Annotated in this window: 21 protein-coding genes; 6 read left to right on the forward strand and 15 right to left on the reverse strand. The window is 33.4% G+C overall.

The genetic code is table 11. From position 1 onward, the window contains the following. The first annotated feature begins 3 nt into the window (after positions 1-3). Entirely contained in the window at positions 4-3,174 is a 3,171-nt protein-coding gene (locus tag QYS49_RS00480; RefSeq protein WP_308349663.1) for a chemotaxis protein CheB, read from the forward strand. Positions 3,175-3,389: 215 nt separating this feature from the next. On the opposite strand, the gene QYS49_RS00485 is transcribed toward QYS49_RS00480, so the two are convergent. From QYS49_RS00485 to QYS49_RS00515, 7 genes are all read right to left on the reverse strand, one after another. Next, positions 3,390-3,998: a nitroreductase family protein gene (locus tag QYS49_RS00485; protein WP_308349664.1), complete on the reverse strand. Its 609-nt coding sequence runs from the start codon at positions 3,996-3,998 to the stop codon at positions 3,390-3,392. A gap of 58 nt (positions 3,999-4,056) precedes the next feature. Beyond that, on the reverse strand, positions 4,057-4,662 hold the full coding sequence (locus QYS49_RS00490; protein ID WP_308349665.1) for a hypothetical protein: 606 nt from the start codon (positions 4,660-4,662) through the stop codon (positions 4,057-4,059). Beyond that, positions 4,655-4,999 (reverse strand): STAS-like domain-containing protein, encoded by a 345-nt coding sequence (locus QYS49_RS00495; RefSeq protein WP_308349666.1) that lies wholly within the window; start codon positions 4,997-4,999, stop codon positions 4,655-4,657. Before QYS49_RS00495 ends, QYS49_RS00490 begins: the two co-directional genes overlap by 8 nt. Next, positions 4,992-6,083 carry a hypothetical protein gene (locus QYS49_RS00500; protein WP_308349667.1) on the reverse strand — a complete coding sequence of 364 codons (1,092 nt, stop codon included), beginning with the start codon at positions 6,081-6,083 and terminating at the stop codon, positions 4,992-4,994. The genes QYS49_RS00495 and QYS49_RS00500 overlap by 8 nt, the downstream gene beginning before the upstream one ends. A 113-nt stretch (positions 6,084-6,196) precedes the next feature. Continuing rightward, a complete protein-coding gene (locus QYS49_RS00505; RefSeq protein WP_308349668.1) occupies positions 6,197-8,683 on the reverse strand; it encodes a ribonucleoside-diphosphate reductase subunit alpha in 2,487 nt (828 codons plus the stop codon). 165 nt (positions 8,684-8,848) lie between these two features. Beyond that, positions 8,849-9,844: a ribonucleoside-diphosphate reductase small subunit gene (locus tag QYS49_RS00510; protein ID WP_308349669.1), complete on the reverse strand. Its 996-nt coding sequence runs from the start codon at positions 9,842-9,844 to the stop codon at positions 8,849-8,851. Between the two features lie 370 nt (positions 9,845-10,214). Beyond that, a complete protein-coding gene (locus QYS49_RS00515; protein WP_308349670.1) occupies positions 10,215-10,721 on the reverse strand; it encodes a hypothetical protein in 507 nt (168 codons plus the stop codon). A 289-nt stretch (positions 10,722-11,010) separates the two neighbouring features. Here QYS49_RS00515 and rplU point away from each other — a divergent pair, with 289 nt between their 5' ends. The 3 genes from rplU (at position 11,011) to QYS49_RS00530 (ending at position 14,144) form a co-directional block, all read left to right on the forward strand. Then, positions 11,011-11,322 (forward strand): 50S ribosomal protein L21, encoded by a 312-nt coding sequence (gene rplU, locus QYS49_RS00520; protein ID WP_013453948.1) that lies wholly within the window; start codon positions 11,011-11,013, stop codon positions 11,320-11,322. An 8-nt stretch (positions 11,323-11,330) separates the two neighbouring features. Then, on the forward strand, positions 11,331-11,588 hold the full coding sequence (gene rpmA, locus QYS49_RS00525; protein ID WP_308349671.1) for a 50S ribosomal protein L27: 258 nt from the start codon (positions 11,331-11,333) through the stop codon (positions 11,586-11,588). A 438-nt stretch (positions 11,589-12,026) separates the two neighbouring features. Beyond that, positions 12,027-14,144, forward strand: coding sequence for a tetratricopeptide repeat protein (locus tag QYS49_RS00530; RefSeq protein ID WP_308349672.1), 2,118 nt, complete (start codon positions 12,027-12,029; stop codon positions 14,142-14,144). Here the strand turns inward: QYS49_RS00530 and QYS49_RS00535 are convergent, their stop codons facing one another. From QYS49_RS00535 to QYS49_RS00555, 5 genes are all read right to left on the reverse strand, one after another. Beyond that, a complete protein-coding gene (locus QYS49_RS00535; RefSeq protein WP_308349673.1) occupies positions 14,145-16,817 on the reverse strand; it encodes a DUF5686 and carboxypeptidase regulatory-like domain-containing protein in 2,673 nt (890 codons plus the stop codon). It lies immediately after the preceding gene. Between the two features lie 167 nt (positions 16,818-16,984). Continuing rightward, complete coding sequence (gene nadD / locus QYS49_RS00540; protein ID WP_308349674.1) at positions 16,985-17,563, reverse strand: nicotinate (nicotinamide) nucleotide adenylyltransferase; 579 nt, start codon at positions 17,561-17,563, stop codon at positions 16,985-16,987. Positions 17,564-17,572: 9 nt separating this feature from the next. Next, positions 17,573-18,151, reverse strand: coding sequence for a guanylate kinase (gmk, locus tag QYS49_RS00545; RefSeq protein WP_308349675.1), 579 nt, complete (start codon positions 18,149-18,151; stop codon positions 17,573-17,575). Next, the gene (locus QYS49_RS00550; protein ID WP_308349676.1) at positions 18,148-18,393 is read right to left on the reverse strand and encodes an anti-sigma factor family protein; all 246 of its coding nucleotides are present in this window, start codon (positions 18,391-18,393) and stop codon (positions 18,148-18,150) included. Before QYS49_RS00550 ends, gmk begins: the two co-directional genes overlap by 4 nt. An 87-nt stretch (positions 18,394-18,480) precedes the next feature. Further along, positions 18,481-19,053 (reverse strand): sigma-70 family RNA polymerase sigma factor, encoded by a 573-nt coding sequence (locus QYS49_RS00555; RefSeq protein WP_296619090.1) that lies wholly within the window; start codon positions 19,051-19,053, stop codon positions 18,481-18,483. 94 nt (positions 19,054-19,147) lie between these two features. Here QYS49_RS00555 and QYS49_RS00560 point away from each other — a divergent pair, with 94 nt between their 5' ends. Both QYS49_RS00560 and QYS49_RS00565 read left to right on the forward strand, forming a co-directional pair. Further along, positions 19,148-20,251, forward strand: a complete 1,104-nt coding sequence (locus QYS49_RS00560) for a glycosyltransferase family 4 protein (protein WP_308349677.1) — start codon at positions 19,148-19,150, stop codon at positions 20,249-20,251. A 267-nt stretch (positions 20,252-20,518) separates the two neighbouring features. Beyond that, the gene (locus tag QYS49_RS00565; protein ID WP_308349678.1) at positions 20,519-21,391 is read left to right on the forward strand and encodes an FkbM family methyltransferase; all 873 of its coding nucleotides are present in this window, start codon (positions 20,519-20,521) and stop codon (positions 21,389-21,391) included. Between the two features lie 45 nt (positions 21,392-21,436). On the opposite strand, the gene QYS49_RS00570 is transcribed toward QYS49_RS00565, so the two are convergent. The 3 genes from QYS49_RS00570 to QYS49_RS00580 all read right to left on the reverse strand — a co-directional run bounded on the left by QYS49_RS00570 (position 21,437) and on the right by QYS49_RS00580 (position 24,471). Beyond that, on the reverse strand, positions 21,437-22,252 hold the full coding sequence (locus tag QYS49_RS00570) for an FkbM family methyltransferase (protein ID WP_308349679.1): 816 nt from the start codon (positions 22,250-22,252) through the stop codon (positions 21,437-21,439). Positions 22,253-22,488: 236 nt separating this feature from the next. Beyond that, positions 22,489-23,577: a glycosyltransferase family 4 protein gene (locus QYS49_RS00575; protein WP_308349680.1), complete on the reverse strand. Its 1,089-nt coding sequence runs from the start codon at positions 23,575-23,577 to the stop codon at positions 22,489-22,491. A gap of 6 nt (positions 23,578-23,583) precedes the next feature. Next, complete coding sequence (locus QYS49_RS00580) at positions 23,584-24,471, reverse strand: glycosyltransferase family 2 protein (RefSeq protein WP_308349681.1); 888 nt, start codon at positions 24,469-24,471, stop codon at positions 23,584-23,586. Between the last annotated feature and the right edge of the window lie 10 nt (positions 24,472-24,481).

Below are 24,481 nucleotides of genomic sequence, written 5' to 3' on the forward strand. Positions count from 1 at the left end.
GAAATGACAGAATCTGATTTAAATAAAAGCTGTTACATTATTGCAATAGGGGCATCAACAGGAGGAATGGAAGCAATTCACACCCTTTTTGATCACACGCCTACCGATGATGTTTCATATGTCATTTTACAGCACCTTTCCCCAGATTACAAAAGCTTTATGGCAGAGCTACTGGAAAAGCACAGTAAATTAAAGATTTGTGAAGTAGAAAATGAAACTTATGTGAAGCCCAATCAGGTGTATTTACTTCCTAAAGGGAAAAACATGACTATTCAGAATAAAATTCTACACTTAACGGATAGAGAATCAGAACACAACACCACTATTGATGTATTTTTAAATTCCCTTGCAGAAGATCAAAAAGAAAAAAGTATAGCTGTCATTCTATCTGGTATGGGTGAAGATGGCACTAAAGGAATTTCTGCCATAAAAAAAAATGGCGGTATGGTGATAGTGCAAGATCCATCAAGTGCTACGGCTGCTAATATGCCACTAAGCGCAATTGAATCAGGACATGCCGATGCTATTCTTGCGCCTCACTTAATTCCTGAAGAAATAATTTCTTATTTAAAGCGTGAAGATCTTAGAGAAAAATTATCAGATCTAGTCACGCAAAGCAATGGAGAGCAATTATCTGAAATCCTCGATTTAATCAAAGAAAACACACCTCTAGACTTTACTAATTATAAGCATCCGACCATTGTAAGAAGAATAGTCATTAGAATGACTACTAATAAGATTAATAGCCTAAAGGACTATATTAATTATATTCATGAAAACATGGGGGAGCTCGAGATTTTGGCTAATAGTTTCCTCATTAGTGTAACAAAGTTTTTTAGAGACAAAGAAGCTTATGAAATACTAAAAGAAAAAGTAATCCCTGAAATCATCGAAAATAAACAGATTGATGAACCCTTAAAAATATGGGTGGTCGGGTGCGCCACTGGTGAAGAGGCCTATTCGCTCGCTATATTAATTAAAGAGCATCTTCAGGAAGTGAAGAAAAAATTAGAGGTTAAAATTTTTGCGAGTGATATTGATGAGAGCGCACTTGCGGTTGCCTCAAAAGGCATTTACCATTCGAATATTAAAAAGGATGTTCCAGAGAAGCTCCTTAAGAAGTATTTTAGAGAAGAAAACCATAAGTATCGGATAAAGGACATTATTAGGAAAATGATCATTTTTGCTAATCATGATATTGTAAAACATCCCCCATATGGTAAAATTGACTTAATGAGTTGCCGAAATCTTTTGATTTATATCAATCCACTTCTTCAAAAAAAGATTCTCTCCTCATTACATTTTTGCCTTAACAAGGAAGGATATTTATTTTTAGGACCAAGCGAAAGTTTAGGTGATTTACAAAAATCTTTCTCCACGGTAGATAAGAAATGGAAAATATACCAAAGCATAAAAACTCCAACCTATCTTAAAGATACAACTTACACTACCCCCGGATTAAATTTGGTCAATAATCCGTCACAAAAGGATTATGAAGGTGAAAAAATCAGTAAAGAAAGAAAGCTTTCCGAAATTAAAAATCATCACATACTACAGGAATTGGGGTATGAGGCTGGTATTTATGTAGACTCTGACTTTTCTATCTTAAAAACTTTTGGGAATTTCGAAAAATACCTTTTACCTAAATTTTTCAATTTCAACTTACTTGAGTTACTTCCAGAAGAGCTTTCTATTGCCACTTCTGTATACCTTAAAAAAGCTACCAAAAATAAAAAGAAAAGTCGAATAGCAAAGGTTAGGCTCAGTCAGAATAGCAAAAAACAAGTAGTAAATATTGAAGTTGTTCCCTTCAATCAACCAGAAGATAGCGATACTGTTATTTCACTTGTTTTATATAGTGATTATAAGGAAGTAGAGGAGAGCGCTGAAAATGAAGAATTCTTTGAACTAGATTCTCATGCACAACAACATATTAATGACTTAAAGCATGAGTTATCGGTAGCTAAAGAAAAACTGAAAAAAAGTCATGAGGCTTTAGAGGAGTCCAATGACAATATCACCTCTTACAACGAAGAATTAATTTCAAGCAATGAAGAATTGCAAAGCACAAATGAAGAATTGCAATCTGTTAATGAGGAACTGCAGACTGTCAATAATGAATATCAATCAAAAATTAAGGAATTAGCTGAGCTAAATGATAACTTAACTAACTTTTTCAAAGGCATGGTAAATGGGCAACTTTATATCGATAAAGATATGATATTGCGCAAATTCACCCCACCTGCCACTAAGCAAATAAATCTTAAAAATAGTGATGTAGGCAGACCTTTAAACGACATATCAACCAAAATCAAACTTCCTACGCTGATTGATAGCATACAAAATGTTTTTGAATCTTCAAATGGGATTGAAGAAGAAATACAGACATTGGATAACCGCTGGTATCAAATGGTGATTACTCCTTATTTCAAGGAGAAAGAAAGAGAACATGACGGAGTTATCATTACGTTTAATGATATAACTTCCTTGAAAAAAATCCAGCAAAAGCTATCACGCATAAATGCTGATCATAGCACATTTAGTTACTCTGTTTCCCATAATATAAAAGGACCATTGGCTAATATAGAAGCAATCATGCCTTATTTAAAAAATCCAGAAAAATCAGGTAAGAAAAACATGGTGGAAATGGTAGAAAAAGCAATTGACAATATTGCTAAAACCGTTGATGAATTATCTGATATTGCCAATATTGAAAGTGAAATAGAAGAAAGAGAGGCTGTTAATATAAATGAATTATTAAAAGAAGTTAAAACTAGCCTTCAGATAGAGTTGAATGAATCTAAAGCTTCAATTATTTGTGATTTTAAGGAGCCTACTATTTCCTTTTCCAAGAAAAATTTGAGAAACATATTATTCAACTTACTCAGTAATGCGATCAAATATAGAGCTTCTGAAAGAGCCCCCGAAATTAAAATTAGCACACAGAAGGAAAATAATTATACCATTTTATCAGTACAGGATAATGGACTAGGAATGAAAGCTGATAAAATAGATAAGGTATTTAATATTTTCACACGAATACATAATCATGTTGAAGGATCCGGTGTCGGATTGTATCTAGTGAAAAAACTTATTGACAATGCAGGGGGAGAAATTAAAGTTGAAAGCGAGTTAGATAAAGGTACTACTTTCAAAGTGTATATTGAAAATTGAATTACAAAGTATTTTCACCTAAACATTTACCATTTTCTTCTGAGTTCTTTGCCACTCGTATTTATGATTCCTGATTAAAACAACTCATGGCAAAGAACTTATTTTTTGTGACCTTAGTGAAAGCCTCTGTGTAAATCGTATGTTCACCATTGTTAAAAATAATAGTAGCCTATGGCTACCATTTATTCTCTTTTGTGGTGGAAAAATTTATCTTTTCAAAAACTACTTTCGCCCCAAGCTTCATTAAAAACAAATTCATTGAGCGATTTTCTTGTGCGCTCTTTGGTTTCCCTATCTTTTAAATCCTCAGGTACATCTTCAATGTCTAGTTTATAACCTAAGGCAATTCCAGAAACGATCTCATAGTCTTCCGGAATGTCAAAATCCTTTTGGATATTATCTCTAACAATACCAGCCATCTGATGTAAATATAATCCCATAGCAGTTGACTGAGCAGACATATTCCCCATTGCCAAACCGAGATCGTGCCAGCTGTGCATATTGGGTCTTCCATTTTTATCAAAGGTTTTCTTGGCGAAAGTAAGCATCAATACCGGAGCATTTTGTGCCCAAGTTTGATTATGAGGATTAAGTCCATTCAAGACTTTCTGATAATGATCCCCTTGATCTTTAGTAGCCACCACAAATCGCCAAGGCTGTTCATTAAAACAAGATGCAGCCCAGCGAACAGCTTCAAAAAGTTGCTCCAATTGATCTTTGGCAACCTCCTTCTCAGAGAAAGCTACCGGACTTTTCCTTTTCTTAATTAAATCTAATTGAACTTGAGCTAAGTCTTGTGAGGTATCTATATTTTGATTTTCCATAATTGTCTTTTTAGATCAATACGAAAATTCAAATTACATGTTACTACATGGGTTTCTATTACTTTCCTTCTACATTTAATTGTAACCCGAATATTGTATTGTTTAATATTTCAAATAAATAATTAATTTCAGTTAGTCTATTTTGATGGTAGAATATTATTCCATCCTTTACTTCAAGAGGGATTTCAGAATTACTAATTTTTGTTTTATCAATTTTAGGCGTATTAGTCAATAAGTCCTTTAAATGCTTAAATTTATCTTCAAATTGATTATTACCTAGTTTTGAAATATTAATGTTTTTCAAGTTTTCTGCCTCTTTAGAAATTGAAAGGTATATGCCGTAGATTTTCTTAAGTCTTGAAGCTGCTTTTTGGTAAGAAATTTTTCCATCTTCCAAATCATTTGAAATATCATTCAAAACATTATTAATTTCACCTAACCTATTGATTATTAAATCAACTTTTTTTCTAGAATGAAATTTCGAACGATCAAAATAATTAGTTAAAAAAATTGCTATAATTAAAGTTGTTCCAACAGAAAGTAGATTAGAAATACTTAATTCGGGATTAAAGGTTATGAAAGACCAGTTAACAAATATTTCATTAACTATAATACCTGAAATAAAAGCTACTATTAATATTAGTATCTGATAAAACTTATTCATCAGGATTTTCATAAGCATCTTTAAGATATTCAAAAATATCTTCTATTAAATAAGGTTCTTCATCAGATTTTATCTCAATAAATTCAACTAGTTCATCATAATCAAGCTTATTTTCTCTTATTAATCCACCGAAAACCTCTTCTAAAAATGAAGTCCCATACCCTGCGGTTCCATCTAAATCAATTTCTATTTTTTCATTTTTTTTAATAGATTCTGATACTTGAGGAAAAACTATTTCATTTCTGAGCTTCTCCCCAGACCAACTACCCTCTTTTATATATCTAGGTCCTGGAGTAGTTGTATAATCTTGAGCTATTTTTAATTTTTTCTTAGACATCGCAATGTTCATTATCAGCAGTTAATTCCCAATATACAAACGTACCACTAAATCCATTTGTTATTTTTTTAAATTTATTTTGGCTAACATTTGCGAACACATCGTTCGTAATAATATGTAAATTAGAAATCTGGTTTCTTTCCATTACCTCATTTATCCCTGGAAGCCCTTTACCTCTGTAATGTTTTTTTGTAACTGTTTTATGGAGTTTACCTTCTAAAATAATTTGTAGTAAGTCTGTATTTTTATCACTACTAAAAATCTCATTTATCTTTGATTTCCATTTGTAGAATTTACTTTCTTCTGTTTTATTATTTAAACTATTAAATACACCAATACCAAAATCAACAAATGAAAAGCTTACTTTTTGTTCTGCGATATTATGATTAACACTCAACCACCAATGTTTCTCGCCCTCTGAACCTAATACTGCATGATTATTTGTGTTTTGCATTAATTCAAGTAAAGCTCTTTGAACTCCTTGACATCGCTTTTTCGTTCCCCAGATAGATTTTGTCGCACTTTCAATAATATTAGATCCAAGTTCTGCATCAACTTTATTAGACGCATGTGTATGTATCTTGTTGTTTCTTGTTTTGATTGAATATTGATCAACCTTTTTAAAAGATTTATAAAGATTTTCAAAAAATCCTGACTGTTCAATAATTTTTCTAGAAGCAGGATCTTTTGGTAAATTACCATTAAATGAAATCCCTGAAGATTTAAATTTCACCATTATTGAAAGTAAAACCACAATCGCTCCGTAACTTACATTTGATACTTTATTTAGTAAAACAAAAACCCTCTTTCTTTTATCATATACTTTTGAAAGCTTTTGAATAAATTCTGATACTCTTTCAGGATTATCAATAAAGGATAGATTTATAGGAGCAGCAATTTTCACATAATTTGAGTGCTTTTCATTTACAAAATTATGATCATGTTGTTCTGCTTTATTTAATCCATGCAATTTTCTATTTTTTATTCTCCTTTTTTCTTTGTGGATTAAATGCCTTTTAAGTCTATTTTTTGCCCTTTTAGAATTGAATTTCTTATACCTTTCTGTTTTCCATTTTTTCTTCATATTCTTACGGTTGAAATGAATACAAATATGATCTATAGCTATTAAAAAACCACCCAGTCTCCTAGGTGGTTTCAATATTCTTAAATCTTAAAATCTAAAATCTTTATTCTCATTTAAGACCCGCACATTTCACAGTCATCAGGATTGTCCAATGAACAGGCTACTTGAGCTGCTTTAAGCGCTGCTAGATCATCTTCTTCAATGTTAGCTTGTGGACCATGTCCTTGAGCTCCATTGCCGTTATTAACTGGTCTTTTCACCTTAGTATCGGTATTGAGGTTAATGTCCTGAGGCTTACTTTCCGGCTGTGGCTCATCCAACTGACTTTTATCAACTGTAAACTGAATGGCGCTAGTTGCTGCTTTTGAACGTAAATAATACATTCCGGTTTTCAAACCCTTCTTCCAAGCATAGAAATGCATAGAAGTCATCTTTCCGAAGTTCGGATCTTGCATGAATAAGTTCATACTCTGCGACTGACAAATGAAAGCTCCACGATCGGCCGCCATATCAATAATTGATTTTTGAGAAATCTCCCAAACGGTTTTATACAGTTCTTTAATATCCTGAGGAATATCTGCAATATCCTGAACCGAACCATTTGCCGCAATCAGTTTATTCTTCATGTTATCATTCCACATGCCTCTTTCGATCAAGTCACGCATTAAGTGCTTGTTCACCACTACAAACTCTCCAGATAATGTTCTTCTAGTGTAGATATTAGATGTATAAGGCTCAAAGCACTCATTATTTCCTAAAATCTGAGAAGTAGAAGCAGTAGGCATAGGCGCTACTAATAAAGAGTTACGAACTCCATTTTTCTTCACTTCCTGCTTCAATGTAGTCCAATCCCATCTTTCTGATGGTGTTACGTTCCACATATCAAATTGGAAGATCCCTTTAGAAACTGGCGAACCTTTATAAGTCTCATAAGCACCTTCTTTAATGGCCAAATCTTTTGAAGCCGTCATAGCTGCAAAGTAGATAGTTTCAAAAATCTCCTTATTCAATTTTCTTGATTCAGCTGAATCAAATGGATAACGTAATAACATGAAAGCATCTGCTAACCCTTGAACACCCAAACCAATCGGTCGGTGTCTCATATTGGAAGTTTTAGCTTCCTTCACAGGATAATAATTCACATCAATTACACGGTTCAAATTCACAGTAGCCGTATAAGTGATATCATATAATTTATCGTGATCGAAGAATTTCTGTCCGTCCCCGTCCTCTGTAACAAACATAGGCAAGGCAATAGAAGCCAAATTACAAACCGCTACCTCATCCTTAGAAGTATACTCCATAATCTCGGTACATAAGTTTGATGACTTGATGGTACCCAAATTTTTCTGATTCGATTTTTTATTTGCTGCATCTTTATACAACATATAAGGCGTGCCAGTCTCAATTTGAGACTCCAAAATCTCGAACCAAAGCTCTTGAGCTTTTACTGTTTTTCTTCCTCTTCCTTCTCGCTCGTATTTTTCGTATAATTTCTCGAAGTCATCTCCATAAGCTTCATCCAAGCCTGGTGCTTCATTCGGATCGAATAAAGTCCACTCTACATTAGCTTCCACTCTTTTCATGAATAAATCTGACATCCACATGGCGTAGAATAAATCACGCGCACGCATTTCTTCTTTTCCATGGTTCTTTTTCAAATCCAAGAAATCAAAAATATCAGCATGCCAAGGCTCAAGGTAAATAGCGAAACTTCCTTTTCTTTTTCCACCACCTTGATCCACATATCTAGCAGTCATGTCAAAGTTTCTCAACATCGGCACAATACCATTGGAAACCCCACCGGTTCCTTTGATGTATGAACCTGTTGCTCTTACATTGTGAATGCTTAGTCCGATACCTCCAGCTGATTGAGAGATTTTAGCTGTTTGTTTTAAGGTATCATAAATTCCATCTATGCTATCTTCCTGAATAGTTAATAAGAAGCAAGATGACAATTGTGGTTTAGGAGTACCAGCATTGAAAAGCGTTGGTGTAGCATGTGTAAACCACTTCTCTGACATCAAATTATAAGTCTTAATAGCTGATTCAATATCTTCCCCATGGATACCAATCGCCACTCTCATCAACATGTGCTGTGGACGCTCAACAATTTTACCGTCTACTTTCATTAAATAAGAACGCTCTAAGGTTTTGAAACCAAAGAAATCATAACCAAAATCACGGTCGTAGATAATAGCAGAATCTAATTGAGCCGCGTGCTTTTTGATGATGCCATATGTTTCCGTAGAAAGCAAAGGTGCGTTTTGTCCGGTTTTCGCATCCACATAAGTATAAAGTCTTTTCATTGTATTGCTGAAAGACTTACTTGTAGTTTTATGCAAATTGGAAATGGCTATTCTAGCTGAAAGTTTGGAATAATCCGGGTGCTTCACTGTCATAGAAGCAGCGGTTTCAGCTGCTAAATTATCCAATTCCTGAGTAGTTACACCATCGTAAATACCGTTGATTACTTTTCTAGCCACATCAATTGGCTGAATGTAATTAAGATCTAAGCCATAGCATAGTTTTTCTATGCGGGCAGTAATTTTATCGAATTTAACGGTTTCTCTCCTACCGTCTCTTTTTACAACTAACATGCTATTATTATTTTATGGGGTTATAGGTTCTTGTTCCCGCGTAACCTGTCCCGTATTTTAATCGGGAGGCGGAAATCTTTATTTCTTTTTACTATTTGTTCTTACTAGACCCCTGCCTTCGCAGGGACCCTGATTAAAATGACTCGATTAAAATCACATCTTACTTTAGAAGTCTTCGTCCAATGAGAATTTAGCTTTATCGCTATCTTCTTCTTTTTTCATTACACCAGCTTTTTGGTAATCTCCAACTCTTTTCTCGAAGAAGTTGGTTTTGCCTTGCAGTGAAATCATTTCCATAAAGTCAAATGGATTGCTTGATCCATATACTTTATCACATCTTAATTCTTGTAATAATCTATCAGCCACAAACTCGATGTACTGACACATTAAATCTGCATTCATCCCAATCAATTTAACGGGTAATGAATCGGTCACAAATTCTTTTTCTATTTCCACTGCATCTGTGATGATAGAAGTTACTTTCTCTTTGGATAATTTATTAACCAAATGATCATTGTAAAGCAGACAAGCAAAATCACAGTGCAATCCTTCATCTCTTGAGATTAATTCATTAGAGAAAGTTAAACCTGGCATCAGACCTCTTTTCTTTAACCAGAAGATTGAGCAGAAACTTCCAGAGAAAAATATTCCTTCCACAGCAGCAAAGGCGATTAATCTTTCAGCATAATTTCCTTCATCAATCCAACGCAAAGCCCAATCTGCTTTTTTCTTCACGCAATCCATTGTATCGATCGCATTGAAAAGACTGCTCTTTTCTTTATTATCTTTTACATAAGTGTCAATCAATAAAGAGTAGGTTTCTGAGTGTACGTTTTCCATTGCAATTTGGAAGCCGTAGAAAAACTTAGCTTCAGTATATTGAACTTCTGCCACGAAGTTCTCCGCAAGGTTTTCATTTACGATTCCATCACTAGCTGCAAAGAAAGCCAATACATGCTTAATAAAGTGTGTCTCACCATCCGTCAGATTTTCCCAGTCTTTTTGATCCTGGCTCAAATCGATTTCTTCAGCAGTCCAGAAACTAGCTTCGGCCATCTTATAGAATTCCCATATATCTTTATGTTGGATTGGGAATAAAACAAAGCGGTCTTTGTTCTCCTTCAAAATCGGTTCGTCTTGGAATGTGTTTACTTCACTCATCTTTGAAATACTTTTTATGTTCTTAATAAATTCCTCAAAGAAAACAGGGTGGTTCAGGCTAATGAATTCTTACTAAAGCAGATAGAAAAAATTACGCAGTCAAAAATCTTTTTTTACTTCCCTATTTTCTTGGCTGTGCTTACAAATATTAGGAAGATTACTGAAAAAACAAAGGGTGAAAAGTTACTGACAGAGCGCTGTGGATAAGTATATATATACCTGTATTTCAGTATCTTAACGGCTTTTATCTCAGCTTCACTTAGGGGAATTTCGCGTGTATTCAATCATTAAAAAAAAATGCTAAAGTTTTCCACAAGCACAAGCAAATCAGCACTTGAAAAAATGACCATAAGGACACTATATTACATCATTAATTATTATACAACAATCTCTCTTTCAGGTCTTCTGGCATAAATTCAATCTGCGGCTCGTGCTGATTTAAGAAAAAGGACACGGGGCCATAGTAAGTATTACTAGTAACGGGATCTTCGAACTTACGATACACTCCTTTCTTCATTTTATTAGACAAAGCTGCTGAAACTGAACTCCTTACCTTAGATTTATTAAGGTCGGGTTCCTTCTCCATTATAAAGTCTACTACTTCATTGGTTTTTACCAATTTCCGCTTAAAATCAATAAAATAGGCGATTTTCTTAGTCCAAGCCCATTGATCATGATACGCATTTGTCTTTTGATGAAGTAAATTTTGAGCTTCATTTTCCTGGAAAAGAGGCAGGTTAACTAAATTGGAGAGGTGACTATCGATCTCTTCAATCTCCGCTTTGAATTGATTGATTTTCATTTGCAAAGCTTTCTTTTTGTCACCTAAAGCTTTTATATATAGGTCAGTATATTTCTCTGGAATGTTAACCTTCATCTTTTAATAAATTTTAAGTACTTATTAGTTTCAAAATAAAGCATATCAAGCGAGTAAAGCAAGCGTTTGAAGCGTATTATATGATTTAAATCAACATTAAAAGCCATTTATTGCTTTAATCGCTTCCAATTCAAGGTAATTAAAGCAATATTTCAATCGCTTATCAAATGTGCAGAACAGAAATCAATAAGATTTAGATCAGTAATACAATAGCTTTTGTAACTATAAATAAAATCACTATATTTGCATTCCTTTTGGGAAATAGTATACTTAATAAACAATTATTTCAATGTACGCAATTGTAAACATAGCCGGAAAGCAGTTCAAAGTAACGCAAGACCAGTTCGTATACGCTCCAAAGATGGAGGGTGAGGATGGCGCTTCCGTAGAGTTCGACAAAGTATTGTTAGTAGACAATGATGGAAAAGTCGAAGTAGGTGCACCTTTAGTAAAGGGCGCTAAGGTATCAGGGAAAATCCTTGGTCATGTAAAAGGCGATAAAGTAGTCGTTTTCAAGAAGAAAAGAAGAAAAGGCTACAAGAAAAGAAATGGACATCGTCAAGATTTCACAAAAGTATTAATCGAAAAAATTACAAAATAATATAAACCATGGCACACAAAAAAGGAGCTGGTAGTTCCAAAAACGGAAGAGAATCGGAAAGTAAACGATTAGGTGTGAAAATTTATGGTGGCCAAGCTGCAATTGCAGGAAATATCTTGGTTCGTCAGCGTGGTACTTCTCATCACCCAGGCGATAATGTTGGGATGGGAAAAGATCACACATTATTTGCACTTACTGATGGAGTGGTTCAATTTAAAAGAGGCAAAAAAGACAGATCTTACGTTTCTGTTGAGCCTGTAAATTAAGAAGATAAGATTAAAATTATTCCAAAGCCTTTCAATATAATTGAAAGGCTTTTTTATTTATACCCTCCAATATCAAATTGCTCTTTTGAGATATCCTGAAAAATTAGAATAATCAAACTGGATACATAAGTAAAAATTCAAGATTAATTCTTACAGCGATATAAAAAATATCTAGTCTTTTATCAGTTGATAGATTCCCCCCTCATCACATACTACTGAAAACCTTATTAAATCAAATTTTTCCAGCATCAGTTTTCTAAACCACTCAAATTATTACATTCATAATTAGGATATTCCAATACAGTGGTAATAATTTCCTTCCAAGTCTTCCGATAATTACTTATCTTATATTGTATTATGAATTTGTATTGACTTATTTTTATTTTGAAATTAAGACTTCTATATATAGCCCTGATAATTTTGATGAGCACTCATCTGATGTCTCAATCAAAAACAGATAGCTTACGATCCGTTTTGAGGAATGCAGAAGGAGAGGAAAGAATAAATATTTTACATTCATTGATTTATGAAACCTGGTTAAATTACCCTGATTCAGCCTTAAAATATGCTGAACAAGCCTTAATTCTCTCTAGAAAAGATGACGATACAAAAAATATTTCCAAATCACTTAGGCTTTTAGGTGGCACTTACAATTATAAAGGAGAATTTGAATTTTCACTAGAATATAACATACAAGCATTAGAAATCGCCACTCAAATTAACGATTCTATCCTGATTCACAATGCTTTAAACAACATTGGATTTGTATACATCAGCTTAGGGAATTATCAAAATGCACTGGAATATTTGATGCGATCTTATCAATTAAAACAAAAATTAGGTGTTGTTTATGGATTAGAACATACGTTGAACAATATTGGCTTAGTTTATGCACAAGCTCATATGTTAGATAGTGCCATTCATTATTTTAACAGCGGTTTACAAGTTGCTCAAGCTAACCATGATATTGATTTGGTAATCTATTCTTATAACAATATGGGGAATTTGCACCTTTCCCAAATGGACTACCAAAAAGCTGGTAATTATTTTAAATCCTCTTTATCCTTAGCTGAAAATACTGAAAATAAAAACTGGAAATCAGTTGCATTGCAAGGGATGGGGCAAGTCTCAATGTCTCAAGGACTATATGATTCGGCTAACTACTATTATGATCAATCATTGAAGATCAGGAAGGAGATTAGCGAACAAAAAGGAATAGCTCAAATTTACCTCCTACAAGCCGAGCTTTTAGTTTTAAAAGGTGATACTGAAAAAGCACTTGAATTACTCACTCAATGTGATTCTATTGCTGACAAGATTAAAGCCAAAGATTTGGTATTAGGAATTTATAGGGTACGCGCTGAATTATATAAGAAAAAGGGAGACACTCCATTATCCAATGAGTTCTTAAAAGAATTTATTTTATTAAAAGACTCACTGTATCTCGATGCATTGGAAAGGAATCTATCATTAGTCCCTTTAAAGCTTGAGGAAAATGAGAATAGATTAAAACTGCAGGAAAGTGAGATTGCCCTAAAAGAGAAGAGTTTTCAGAATTTAGTATACATTTCGCTGCTCATTTTAGTCACTCCCTTTTCATTACTCATGATATTAATCTATCAGCGAAATAAGAAGATCAACAGCACCTTAAAGAAACAAAACGATAAGGTTGAAGCTCAAAAAGAAGAAATTGAAACTCAAAAAGAATATTTAGAAGCCAATTTAAAAGAATTAGAACGGGCGAAAAATGTAATAAGCCAACAAAAAGATGAGCTTGAAACCTTAAATCAGCAATTAGCGGGTACTGTTGATAAAAGAAACTATGAATTAAAAAAAGTAAATGAGAGGTTACGCACTACCAGTTTGGAATTAGACAACTTCATATATAAATCTTCTCATGACATTAAGGGACCGATAGTGAGGCTTATTGGAATTTGTAACTTAGCCATGAGAGATGTAAATGATGCAAAGGCCTTAGAATATTTCAGCATGTTGGACAAAGCAGCACTAAGACTCAATGTCATTATTGAAGAATTGAAATTGATCAGTGAGTTAAATGAGAAGGAAGTTGAGAATTCACTAATAGATTTTAAATCAATTGTTCAAGAGTGTTTTAATGAAGTGGCTTATATAGAAAATATAAAGGAATTCAATTTGGATGTCCATATTGAAGATCATTTAGTTTATTATTCAGATGAAGCCTTAGTACGCTTGATAATCTTTAATATGCTCCAAAATTCTTTACAATTCATGAAAAGTGAACAGTCAAAGGATTATAAAATTGGTTTTTATATAACTGATGATGCAAAACATATCCATATAAGCTTCAAACTATTTGATCTAAAATTATTGGATGCAGAAACCTCCAAACTTGTAAGTAGTTTCTCAAAAGCGCAGAATGAGTTTGAAAATATTAGTATTGGACTTTATACAGTCAAACAATGTATTCAAAAATTATCAGGAGATTTCTATATGCTTTTAGAGGAAAAGGAGCATACAAAGTTTGAAATTGAATTACCTAAAACCTTGCATTCCTTTTCACAAAAAACTGATTAACTATTCATCCTCGGTTACATTGATGGACATATCGCCTCCGATTGTTGTGGAAATCCCTATTCTTACTCCCCAACCTTTGTATTGGAAATTTTCATATTGGGTGGCCACTTCAACACGGAAGAATTTTAATAAACCCTCAACAGAATAACCTATTTCCGAATAATTATTGCTATCTGGCGTATACAAATAGTTTAGAAACACACCTTCTTTCAATCCCATAAATCGTGTAGCTGGAATTTGAGTGACTAATAATTTCCTGAATCGATGGAACAGGAAATTCTGTACATAATATTGGTCAGTGCTGAATCGGTAGTAATCAAGTAATCGGAATGATTTAACGGGATCTGATTGGGTAATAAAAGAACGATTACCTGGGAAATGCGCGTAATCCATAAATCCTAAAGCATTGTTATTCAAAAACCCACCAATATTAGTATTGATATAGGTTCTTCCTTTGGCGCCAAAATCAAATTCATCACGGTAACCAAATTCAAATTTATCAAAATCCACCTCACTGCCTCCTATATTTTTGAAGCCTTTATAATATTCCAATGTGAAACGAGTTTCTCTGCTAAATACTGGTAGTCTCACATTATTACGAATCCTATATTTCAAAAAAGGTTTATAATGAGCTTTGAAACTAGCTGTCAAGGCTGTTTGCCCATCAAAATCATCAATAGGATTAATGTTAACAGGAAAGTTAGGCGTAAACTCTCTATCCCATTCAATAATATGGAAATCACCATTATTCAATAAACGATTTCTCTCTTCATATTCTATTTCAGCTTCTATATCAAAACTTGCAGAGAATCTTCTATCAAAATTTAACTTGAGAAAATCTTTTTCATAAATCTTCATGAAATTCTGTTCCCAAATTGTCGTGAAACTTGTATTTATTAAGGGCTGTACTGCCGGTGCGTCATTGAACTGTTGTACATATCGCCCAACACGAAATTCTACTGCTCCTTTTTTGAACTGATACTTGGCTAAAACTTTACCTATTACTTTATTTCTGGCAACAGAATAGCGAACAGTAGGTTTTATTAAGGCATAAGAATTCCAATTGAAATAACTTCTGTCTATTTCTGAATTTTCTCTAGTAGTGTCATATTTAATTGGCAGCATTCTTTTGAGTCCAATGCTATAATCCATATTGAGTCCTTCTACTGTATTGTATTGAACTTTGAAAATAGGGTTATAAATTTTGAATCTCCATTGTTTTGCTGTATCCAAATAATAGCGCCCTCCAAATAAAATATCGGAGATCTGAAATGTAGATTGTTTTGCACTTTTAACAGAATCCTCCTCGGCTAATTTATCTTGAACAAGGTTAATACTGTCTAGTTTTACGTATCCTCTGCTCTCATCAGTTGACAATGGAATAGGACGGACTTGCACCCAAAACATAGAATCTTGATTATAAGCCCCAGAATCAATTTTAAAGTTATAAACTTCAATAATATCCAGCTTCGCTAAAGAATCCTTCTGGCTTTTTTTATAATCTTTCATGATACCCGAAAGATCTTCAGACTTTACCACTATCTCTTCTTTCTTTTTCGTTTCAGACAGCTGAGAAGCTTCTTCTATAATTTCCTCCGTCATCTTGCCTTGCTCGCCATCATCTTTATCCAAAATCTTGATTTTTTGAGGTAAAGCAGGATTTAATTCAATTTCATAATTACTGACAGAGGCTAAATATTTCCCTTCAAATGCAACACCCATCAATTTACCCTCAACATCAAACTGATGGGTGATCGGCATCCATGCCAAATCATTTATCTTCTGATAAACTTGTCGGATGCGAACTTTCACTCCTAATTCAATTTGTGCATCCAAATCTAAACGATAGAGTGCCCAATCCTCTTCAACTAATTGAATTTCTCCTTCAAACACATTAGGTGCGGGTACTTTTGGGATAACTTTTATTTTATTGATCAAATTATCACCATCCATAAAAGCACCTAAATGCATAAATTTATAATAATTAAAAGCTTTGGATGAGAGTGGGGAAATCACGGTAGCAATTTCATCCTGATAAAAACTCCCTGTAATGAACCGCATAGGATTCGCATTAAAATCAGTCTCTTTAGAAGCATAAATTGAAATTACTTTTTCGGAAAACTGATTGGGTCTCCTATAACTCACCTCACTTACCGATTCGGTAATAATCATCGTTTCAGTATCAATCCCTTGCTTTTTTAATACACTAGTCAGGTAAAACGGGATATCAGTGACTCTTCCTTTTCCTTTTACATAAACTCGTCCTGAATATGCATCAATTTGTTGCCGATGATAGCTACTTTTTGCAATGGCTTTACGCATCATCCAATTAGCAGGATCAGTTGCTTTGGCAGTAGTAGTTACCTCATTTAATAACAAACTTTGCTTTGGTAAAACCACATCCAACCTTATGCTTTCATCTGTTACTGTAATTTTCTTAGTAACCGATTCATATCCAACAAATTTATACTGAATGGTATAATCACCTTTTTTTAGTTGTAATTCATAATAAGCTTCTTGATTGGAGGAAGTCCCAGAACCGGTTTCCTCCACATAAATAGTGGCAAAAGATAATGCTTCTCCATCATCTCCATATACAACACCTCTAACGTCTTGAGCTTTAATTTGAAAAATAGAACAGAATAAAATACAGAGGGTAAATAGTTTCTTCATAAAATGGTTCAAACGGAGTTCAATTTAATAAATGGATTCTAAAATTTAACTATACAAATTTTATCATTTGATAATAACTATCAGTCAACTTCTACAATTTCTCATAAAGTTACTAATAGGGTCAATTTAATAGTAAGGTTGATAATTGAGTTCTAGTTGAAAAATAATTAGATGTACAACTTTTTCCCTATTATCCTATCTAAAACCGCATCTGGAACCAAATATTTTACTGAACGGTTATTTTTTATGGATTTTCTAATAAATGTAGCCGATATATCCATCATGGGAGCCTCCACAAATCGAACATTTTCATGATCTTCTAATTCTGATTTTTTTGCATTGGGACGAGGATAAACCAGTAATCCATAATCGCGTAGAATCACATCGCTATTTTTCCATTTAGGAAAACTTCTCAAATTATCTTCGCCAATGATTAATTTAAAATTGTGATTAGGATACTGGTCGGTTAAATAGGCTAAAGTATCTGAGGTATAGCTTGGTTTAGGCATATTGAATTCAATATCCGTAACTTTCATATGGAAATGATCTCCTATAGCCGCTTGGACTAAATCGTATCGATCAAATTCATGCGCCAATGATTTTTGCTTTTTGAATGGGCTTTGAGGAGAAACCACAAACCAAACTTCATCAATATCGGGCTCTTCCAACATAGTGTTGGCAATTATTAAATGCCCAACATGAATAGGGTTAAAAGTACCAAAAAAAAGACCTACATTTTTATTCATGAGCTTAATTTAAGCTTTCCCTATAAAACCAGCCACCATATCCTCTGCTTTTTTGAGGGATGTTGGCAAATCCTTATTAACCAAAGTAACATCAAACTCTTTTTCAAAAGTCATTTCAAACTTGGCTTTATATAATCTTTGGGATAGACTTGATGAGGATTCTGAATTACGATTTTTTAATCTTTCTTCTAATACTTCAAGAGATGGGACTTTAACAAAAACGGCTAATGCATCATCCCCAAAGTATTTTTTGAGCTTTAAACCTCCTTTTACATCTACGTCAAAAATCACGGCTTTGCCCGAATCCCATATTCTTTGAACTTCTTCTTTTAAGGTACCATAAAAATTTCCTTCGTAGACCTCCTCCCATTCTACAAACTCATCTTTATCAATACGGTTTTTAAATTCTTCAGGGGTCAGGAAATAATAATCAACTCCGTCAACTTCAGTTCTACCTCTTTTATCGCGCGTGCACGCAGAAATAGAAAAGCCTAGCTCAGGATGTTTATCTAATAAATGTTGTACTATAGTGGTTTTGCCAGCTCCGGATGGAGCTGAGAAGATAATGGCTTTACCGTTATTTTTCATTTTAGGGAAGCTGTTTCAGAAATTTTGTTTTGGATGGAATTTGCCAAATCTTTGGGAGTGCCATTGACTTTTATATGGTTCTTGAGACTGTCTTTGATTGTTTTGCTCAATAAATATTCCTTTCTGCAGCTTTCACATTCTTCCAAATGCTTCATCAATTCTTGATGTTGCTCTTCTGTAGCTTGTCCATCTATTACCAATAGTAATAGTTCTGTACACGCTTGGTTTTGCTCAACTTCCATGGTTTATTCGTTTATTAAAAAAATTTGGCGGTTACCTTTATTATGCAAATATGCCCAATGTTTTCCTCACCTAAAAATCTCCTGTAATTATTTTCGTTTATCCTTATAGCCCAAGGAACTAGCATATTGTTTTAATTTCTCTTTTAATAAATTTCTTGCCCTGTGCAATCTACTTCTGACCGTTCCTATGGGAATGTCTAAAATCTTAGCCATTTCCTCATAAGTGAATCCTTCAAGATCGCACAAAATAATTACTGTTCTGAAATCCACATCAAGCGAATTGAGTGCATTAGTGATTTCATCGCCAATTAAATGTTGAACGGTTTCAACCCTAAGGTCGGTCGTGATATTCTCATTAACAGAATCGGAATTATAATATGATTCTACTTCCTGATAATCTACCTTATTAGGTTGTTTACTTTTCTTTCTGTAATTATTGATAAAACTGTTCTTCAAGATTCGAAACAGCCAAGCTTTTGCATTGGTTCCCGTTTCAAAAGAATTTATGAACCTGTAGGCTTTCATGAAGGTTTCTTGCACCAAATCTTTGGCATCATCTTCATCCAAAGTAAGCCTAAAGGCGAAATTATACATCGCATCTATATGCGGCATAAATTCCTCATTGAATACTCTTTGTTTATCTTTGTTCTCGTATGACATACGCTCTCCCACAGACTAGTTTAATTATTGTATATAACCAAAAAATGGAGAGAAGGTTATACCTATGGATTCTTAAATTTACTTAAATTTTATTATGAATATTCTTATTCTTTGTGCGCAAGGTGGTGTAGCCGGTTCTACTTACAGTATTTCATATCTTGCAAAAGGTTTGGCTGAAAGAAATCATAACGTCTTTTTAGGATTGATAAAAGATTCATTTCTGGATAGCTTAGTCAAGGATTCAACAGTAAAAAGGGTCTATATGCCGTTTAAAGGCAAGACCGATAAAGTTACTCGTTCAATTATTAAAGAATTAATTGAGAAAGAAAACATTCAAATCATTAATGCTCAATCATCAAACGATCGTTACGTAGGGCCAATAATTAATTTCCTGCATCGTAAAAAAGTGAAAATTGTGCAGACCAGAAGGCAAAATCCTAAGAAAATGATAGGGTTAAATAAATTTTTTCAGAATATATTCAATAATTACTTCTGCGATAAGATTGTGGTGGTTAGTGAAGCTTTAAAAGAAATTTTTATTGAAAGAGGTATTCATGAAAATAAGCTTCAAGTAATTCATAACGGAACTCCCACTGAACAATATCAACCTAATTTAGAACTGCGAACCAAATTACAAAATGAACTAGGCTATACAGATGATGACATTGTAATTGGATGTGTAGCCCGTTATAAAAATCAACCACAATTTGTAAAAGCATTGCAATATCTTCCGAAAGAATGGAAAGTACTCTACGTTGGGCTAGATGAAGAAAACTATAGAAACCGGTTTCCTGATGAACCTGACATTCACGATGTACCACAAGAAGTGAAATGCATAGGCATTGTGAATGATAAAGCCACAGTGATTCAATACTATACTCTGATGACTGTAAACGTATTGCCTTCCACTATGGATGGATTTGGGCTCACATTAGTGGAAAGCATGGCTATGGGGACGCCAGTGGTAGCCACAGCTTTTGCAGGCATACCCGATGTAGTGCAACATGAAGAAAATGGATTGTTGTATGAAAATGAAAATTATGAAGAGTTTGCCCATCAAATCAAGCGTGTTGTAGAGGATCAAGATCTTAGAACTAAGCTTCTGGAAAATGGTAAAAAAACAGCATTCGAGAGGTTCTCAATTAAAAATACCATTAATAAGTATGAAGAGTTTTTTGAGGGTATTTTGCAGAGTTAGATTTGGGATAAAAGTTCCGTAATCCTCAAAAGAGGAATTAAATCTGTACCCAATAAGGAATAATGAGACATAAATAGAAATAATTTGATTGGATCTTAAGAAATCGAATTGATTAAACTAAAGTCTTATAAATCCTTTACTTTACATCTCTAAGATAAAAATGTCATTTTAAATACTTTATTTTGCAATGTATTGTTAAGCTTACTTAAGAAAAGAAGACAATACTCTTTAATGCATTAATTATCTTTAAATAAAAAAACTTACATTTTGAATAACCTATTTCGCAAACTAGTACCCAAATTTATAAGGGGGCCTTTTGAAAAAAACAAACTGAAATTCACTATTCTGAACTATTACAATTCAACTGATCAAGAATTTATTGATGAAGAGAAAAGAGATGCACTCAACTATTTGAAGGATAAAGGATTTAGTGTCTTCCCAAATCGATTTCAAGAGAAATACAAACGATCAGATATAGAAGTGCATGTTGACCCATCCAACCAACTTAAATATATTATTACAGATGGAAAGCGACTTTATTTCAAAAGAAAATCTTCGAAAAGAGGAGTGCGTAGAAATTATAACTTCCTTAAAATAGAACAAGATAAAAAATCACCTCACCGATATCTGACCAGCAAATTTAAAGTTGAAGAAAATGATATTTTGGTAGATGTGGGTGCGGCTGAAGGCAACTTACCATTAGAAGTGATTGAAAAGGTTAAAAAAGTTTATCTTTTTGAAACAGATGAAAGATGGATTGAGGCACTGGAAGCTACTTTTGCTCCCTGGAAGGATAAAGTAGTCATAGTTAATAAGTTTGTATCAAATGTAAATGATAAAAAGAATGTATCCTTAGATGTATATTTTAAGGATAAAGAGCCCTACAGTTTTTTAAAAGTGGATGCAGAAGGAGCAGAAGGCGATATTTTAGAGGGTTCACAAAAAACAATAGCAAACAGTGATAATTTAAAAATAGCGCTATGTTGCTATCACAAACCTCATGATGAAGATAAATTCAAAGCCCATCTCGAAAAAAGAGATTTTGAAGTTTCTTTTGCGGATGGATATATGGTTTTTCCTGAACCTAAAACTTTTAACCCTCCTTATTTAAGAAGAGGTGTATTAAGGGCTGTAAAATAAATGCTAAAATATTTCAGATTACTATTTAAAAAAGTGTGTTCTACCTTATTCAAACATTTTCATCAATTCCATCCCAACGCTATAATCTTTACGGACAGCAACACTATCGCCTTTTACTCTTTTAATTAAAAACCCATTTTTCGTGAAATATTGCTCAGCTTCAGCGTATTCCTCATCACCTAAATGACGACTTTCAAAAACGATTACTTTTGGTTTATGCTGATTTAAATCATATAATTTAATCACTTCAAAATCAAAACCTTCGACATCAATTTGCAATACATCCACTTCCTGAATTTGATATTTAGCTCTAAGAAAATCAAAGGTTTTAGATTCCACTTTAACTTCGTCAATATATTCCTCCCGACTAGCCGGAACTTTGATACCTTTTCTCTTTGCAATGATATCTATATCTCCCCGATCCACTTTGTCTTGTAAGGTTGGCTTATGAAAAGTAGTCAGTCCAGTGGCCCACCTTTCTCTGGTGAAACTGATTTTATACATATCCATCAAACTAATTTTATCACTTATGGCAATATTTTCCATATAAACACCTTCGTCTCGCATATAAAGAGGAAAAAGTTGATGTCGAAATACATCAGGTTGTGGCTCGATCAACAATCCTCTCCATTTATCTCGTTTCACATATTTATGAATTGGATCGTGGTTAATGCCATCATTAGCACCCACTTGGATTACAAATGGTCGATCAAGATTTTGGGAGACCTGATTATAAAAGTAGCCTAAAGTTCCTTTTTTAGGATTAAATAGATATCTATAAAAAAAAATGAAAATTACAGAGTTACGTGCCGATAATCTAAATACAAAATTTTTATAAGCTTGGGTAAAGTATTTTTTCATGCGTGATATAGTGAAGTTTTAAGGTCACATGGAATCTTTGATTAAAAATTCCTGCCTGCCGGCAGGCAGGCATCTTCATTTTAAATAAAATTTGAACCTGAATTTTTAAAGTCGATTTCATCCGAAAGGGTAATTAATATAAAAATGAAAGCACAATAATACGAAGAATCAGGTTTGAGAAAGAAAAATTAGATAATAATTAATTATACTCTTTTACTCGGTTTGATTATCTCGAATTAAACTGAAATCAATTCCTGATAGAATTTTTCATACTCTTCCACTGTTTTGCTGGTATGGAATACCGTTTGAATTCTATTTTGAGCTGCTTTTCCGTATTGAGTTATTAATTCAGGATTGTAAATATATTGCTTCATTCCATCTGCAAGTGCTTTTGCATTGGCTTTTGGAACGACTATACCAGACTCCCCAGAAACGACTAATTTCTTATTCCCAGGAATATCCGTTATCAATGGCGCCTTTCCTAATGCCATAGCTTCAATGGCCGCTTTAGTGATGGATTCACCATAAAGTGAAGCCAATACAAACACATCACAATTATTTTCTACTTCTAGAATATCCTTTCTAAATCCCAAAATATGAATCTTATCTTTTACTGGGCTCTCATTGATCAGCTTCAAGAATTCCGGCCTGTCCATATTATTACCTGCTAAGAATAATTCAAAAGGGGCATCTTTTTCTAAATAATGGGTTGCTTTTAATAAGTATTTTAACCCTTTCATTTTTCGGTCATTGGCCGTGCAGATAAATTTTACATTATCTGTGTTTTGTGTGTACTCTGACAAATCAGCTTTTTCATCTACCTGATACCATGAGACCTCATGTCCTTTATTAATAGTTTTGAAAATTATTCGATTGGAGAAAGAGTGTTTTCTAAATAGCTCTTCAATGGCTTTAACATTGCAGATTACAGCATCAACTCGTCTGTTAAAGTACTTCAAATAAATAAATGGATCATACCAAGCTATATTTCCAGTATACCCTCTATATAAAATTACTTTTACTGGTAATCCTTTGGCAGCTGGAACTCCATTGAAATACGCCAAACTATTATACATTTGAAAGATATCATAATCACCTTTTATCAGTTCTTCTCTAATAAAAACGATGCTCTCTTTATCTCTTTTTTTGCTTGGGTGAAATGGAATTACATTGATTCCGTGTTCCTTTAAACGTGGAATATATTCAGAATCTTCATAAGTCATTACCGTAATGTCATGCCCTTTTTTTGCTAAACCGATAAAAATTTCAGCTTCAGGCCTTACTGTAACAATGGATCTAAAATTACTGATGACTAATATCTTCACATTACTCTATTTAAAACTGTAATAAATTTTCTTAAGTCTATTGACTATCTTTTTGGATTGAGCTAAGCTAGGCTTATTCAAAGCGGAAGAATACTCTTTTCCAATATTCAGGAAATTTTGAGTGAAGGTTTTAGAACTAAACCCCCACTTCATAATAAATTGTATTCTTCCTGTATTTTTCCCTAACCTTTTGGTTGATTTTGATCCGAAATGATAAACTAGGCTATCTCCTTTTCCCTTAAAGATTCTAACTCCTGCCTCAAATATTTTCTTTGAAAAATCAGGGTCTGAGTACATTCCAGGACTGTATTCTATGCTTAAGCCACCAACCAAATCCCAAAGTTCAACTGGCATAATATTAGGTGGCCAAGTACTTCCACTCCAATCTTCTTTAATCAAACTTTTATACTCACTTAACAGCTTTTCTTCCTGAAAATTATCTAATCCATTTCCATAATTTTGAACCACAACACAATCGTTACCGGTATCAGTTGGCTCAATCAGGGTTGCCGAAAGCATAAACATTTTGGTGCCTAAAGATTTTATTTCATCATACAGTATTTTATCCCAGTCTGGAAGAACATACATATCATCATTCAAATACAGCATATAATCTGCTTGAAACAATTTTCTACAACTATTCAGAGCATAACAAACCCCTACATTAGTAGGACTATAAACATAATCAAGATCTTTTTGAGATTTCACCCATTCTAATGTATCATCTTTTCCCTCGTTGATAAACACTATGATTTGATGATTCAATTCAGAATGATTACGGATTGCTTTAATGCAGTTTTTAAGTATATCTAAATTATTCCATGTTGGTATCACAATAGAAAATACTGGTGAATTTTCCTTTTGGCTGCTATATGATTTGAAATTATCTAACATTCAATCTAAT

This window comes from Marivirga salinae (assembly GCF_030503855.1).
Classification (GTDB): domain Bacteria; phylum Bacteroidota; class Bacteroidia; order Cytophagales; family Cyclobacteriaceae; genus Marivirga; species Marivirga salinarum.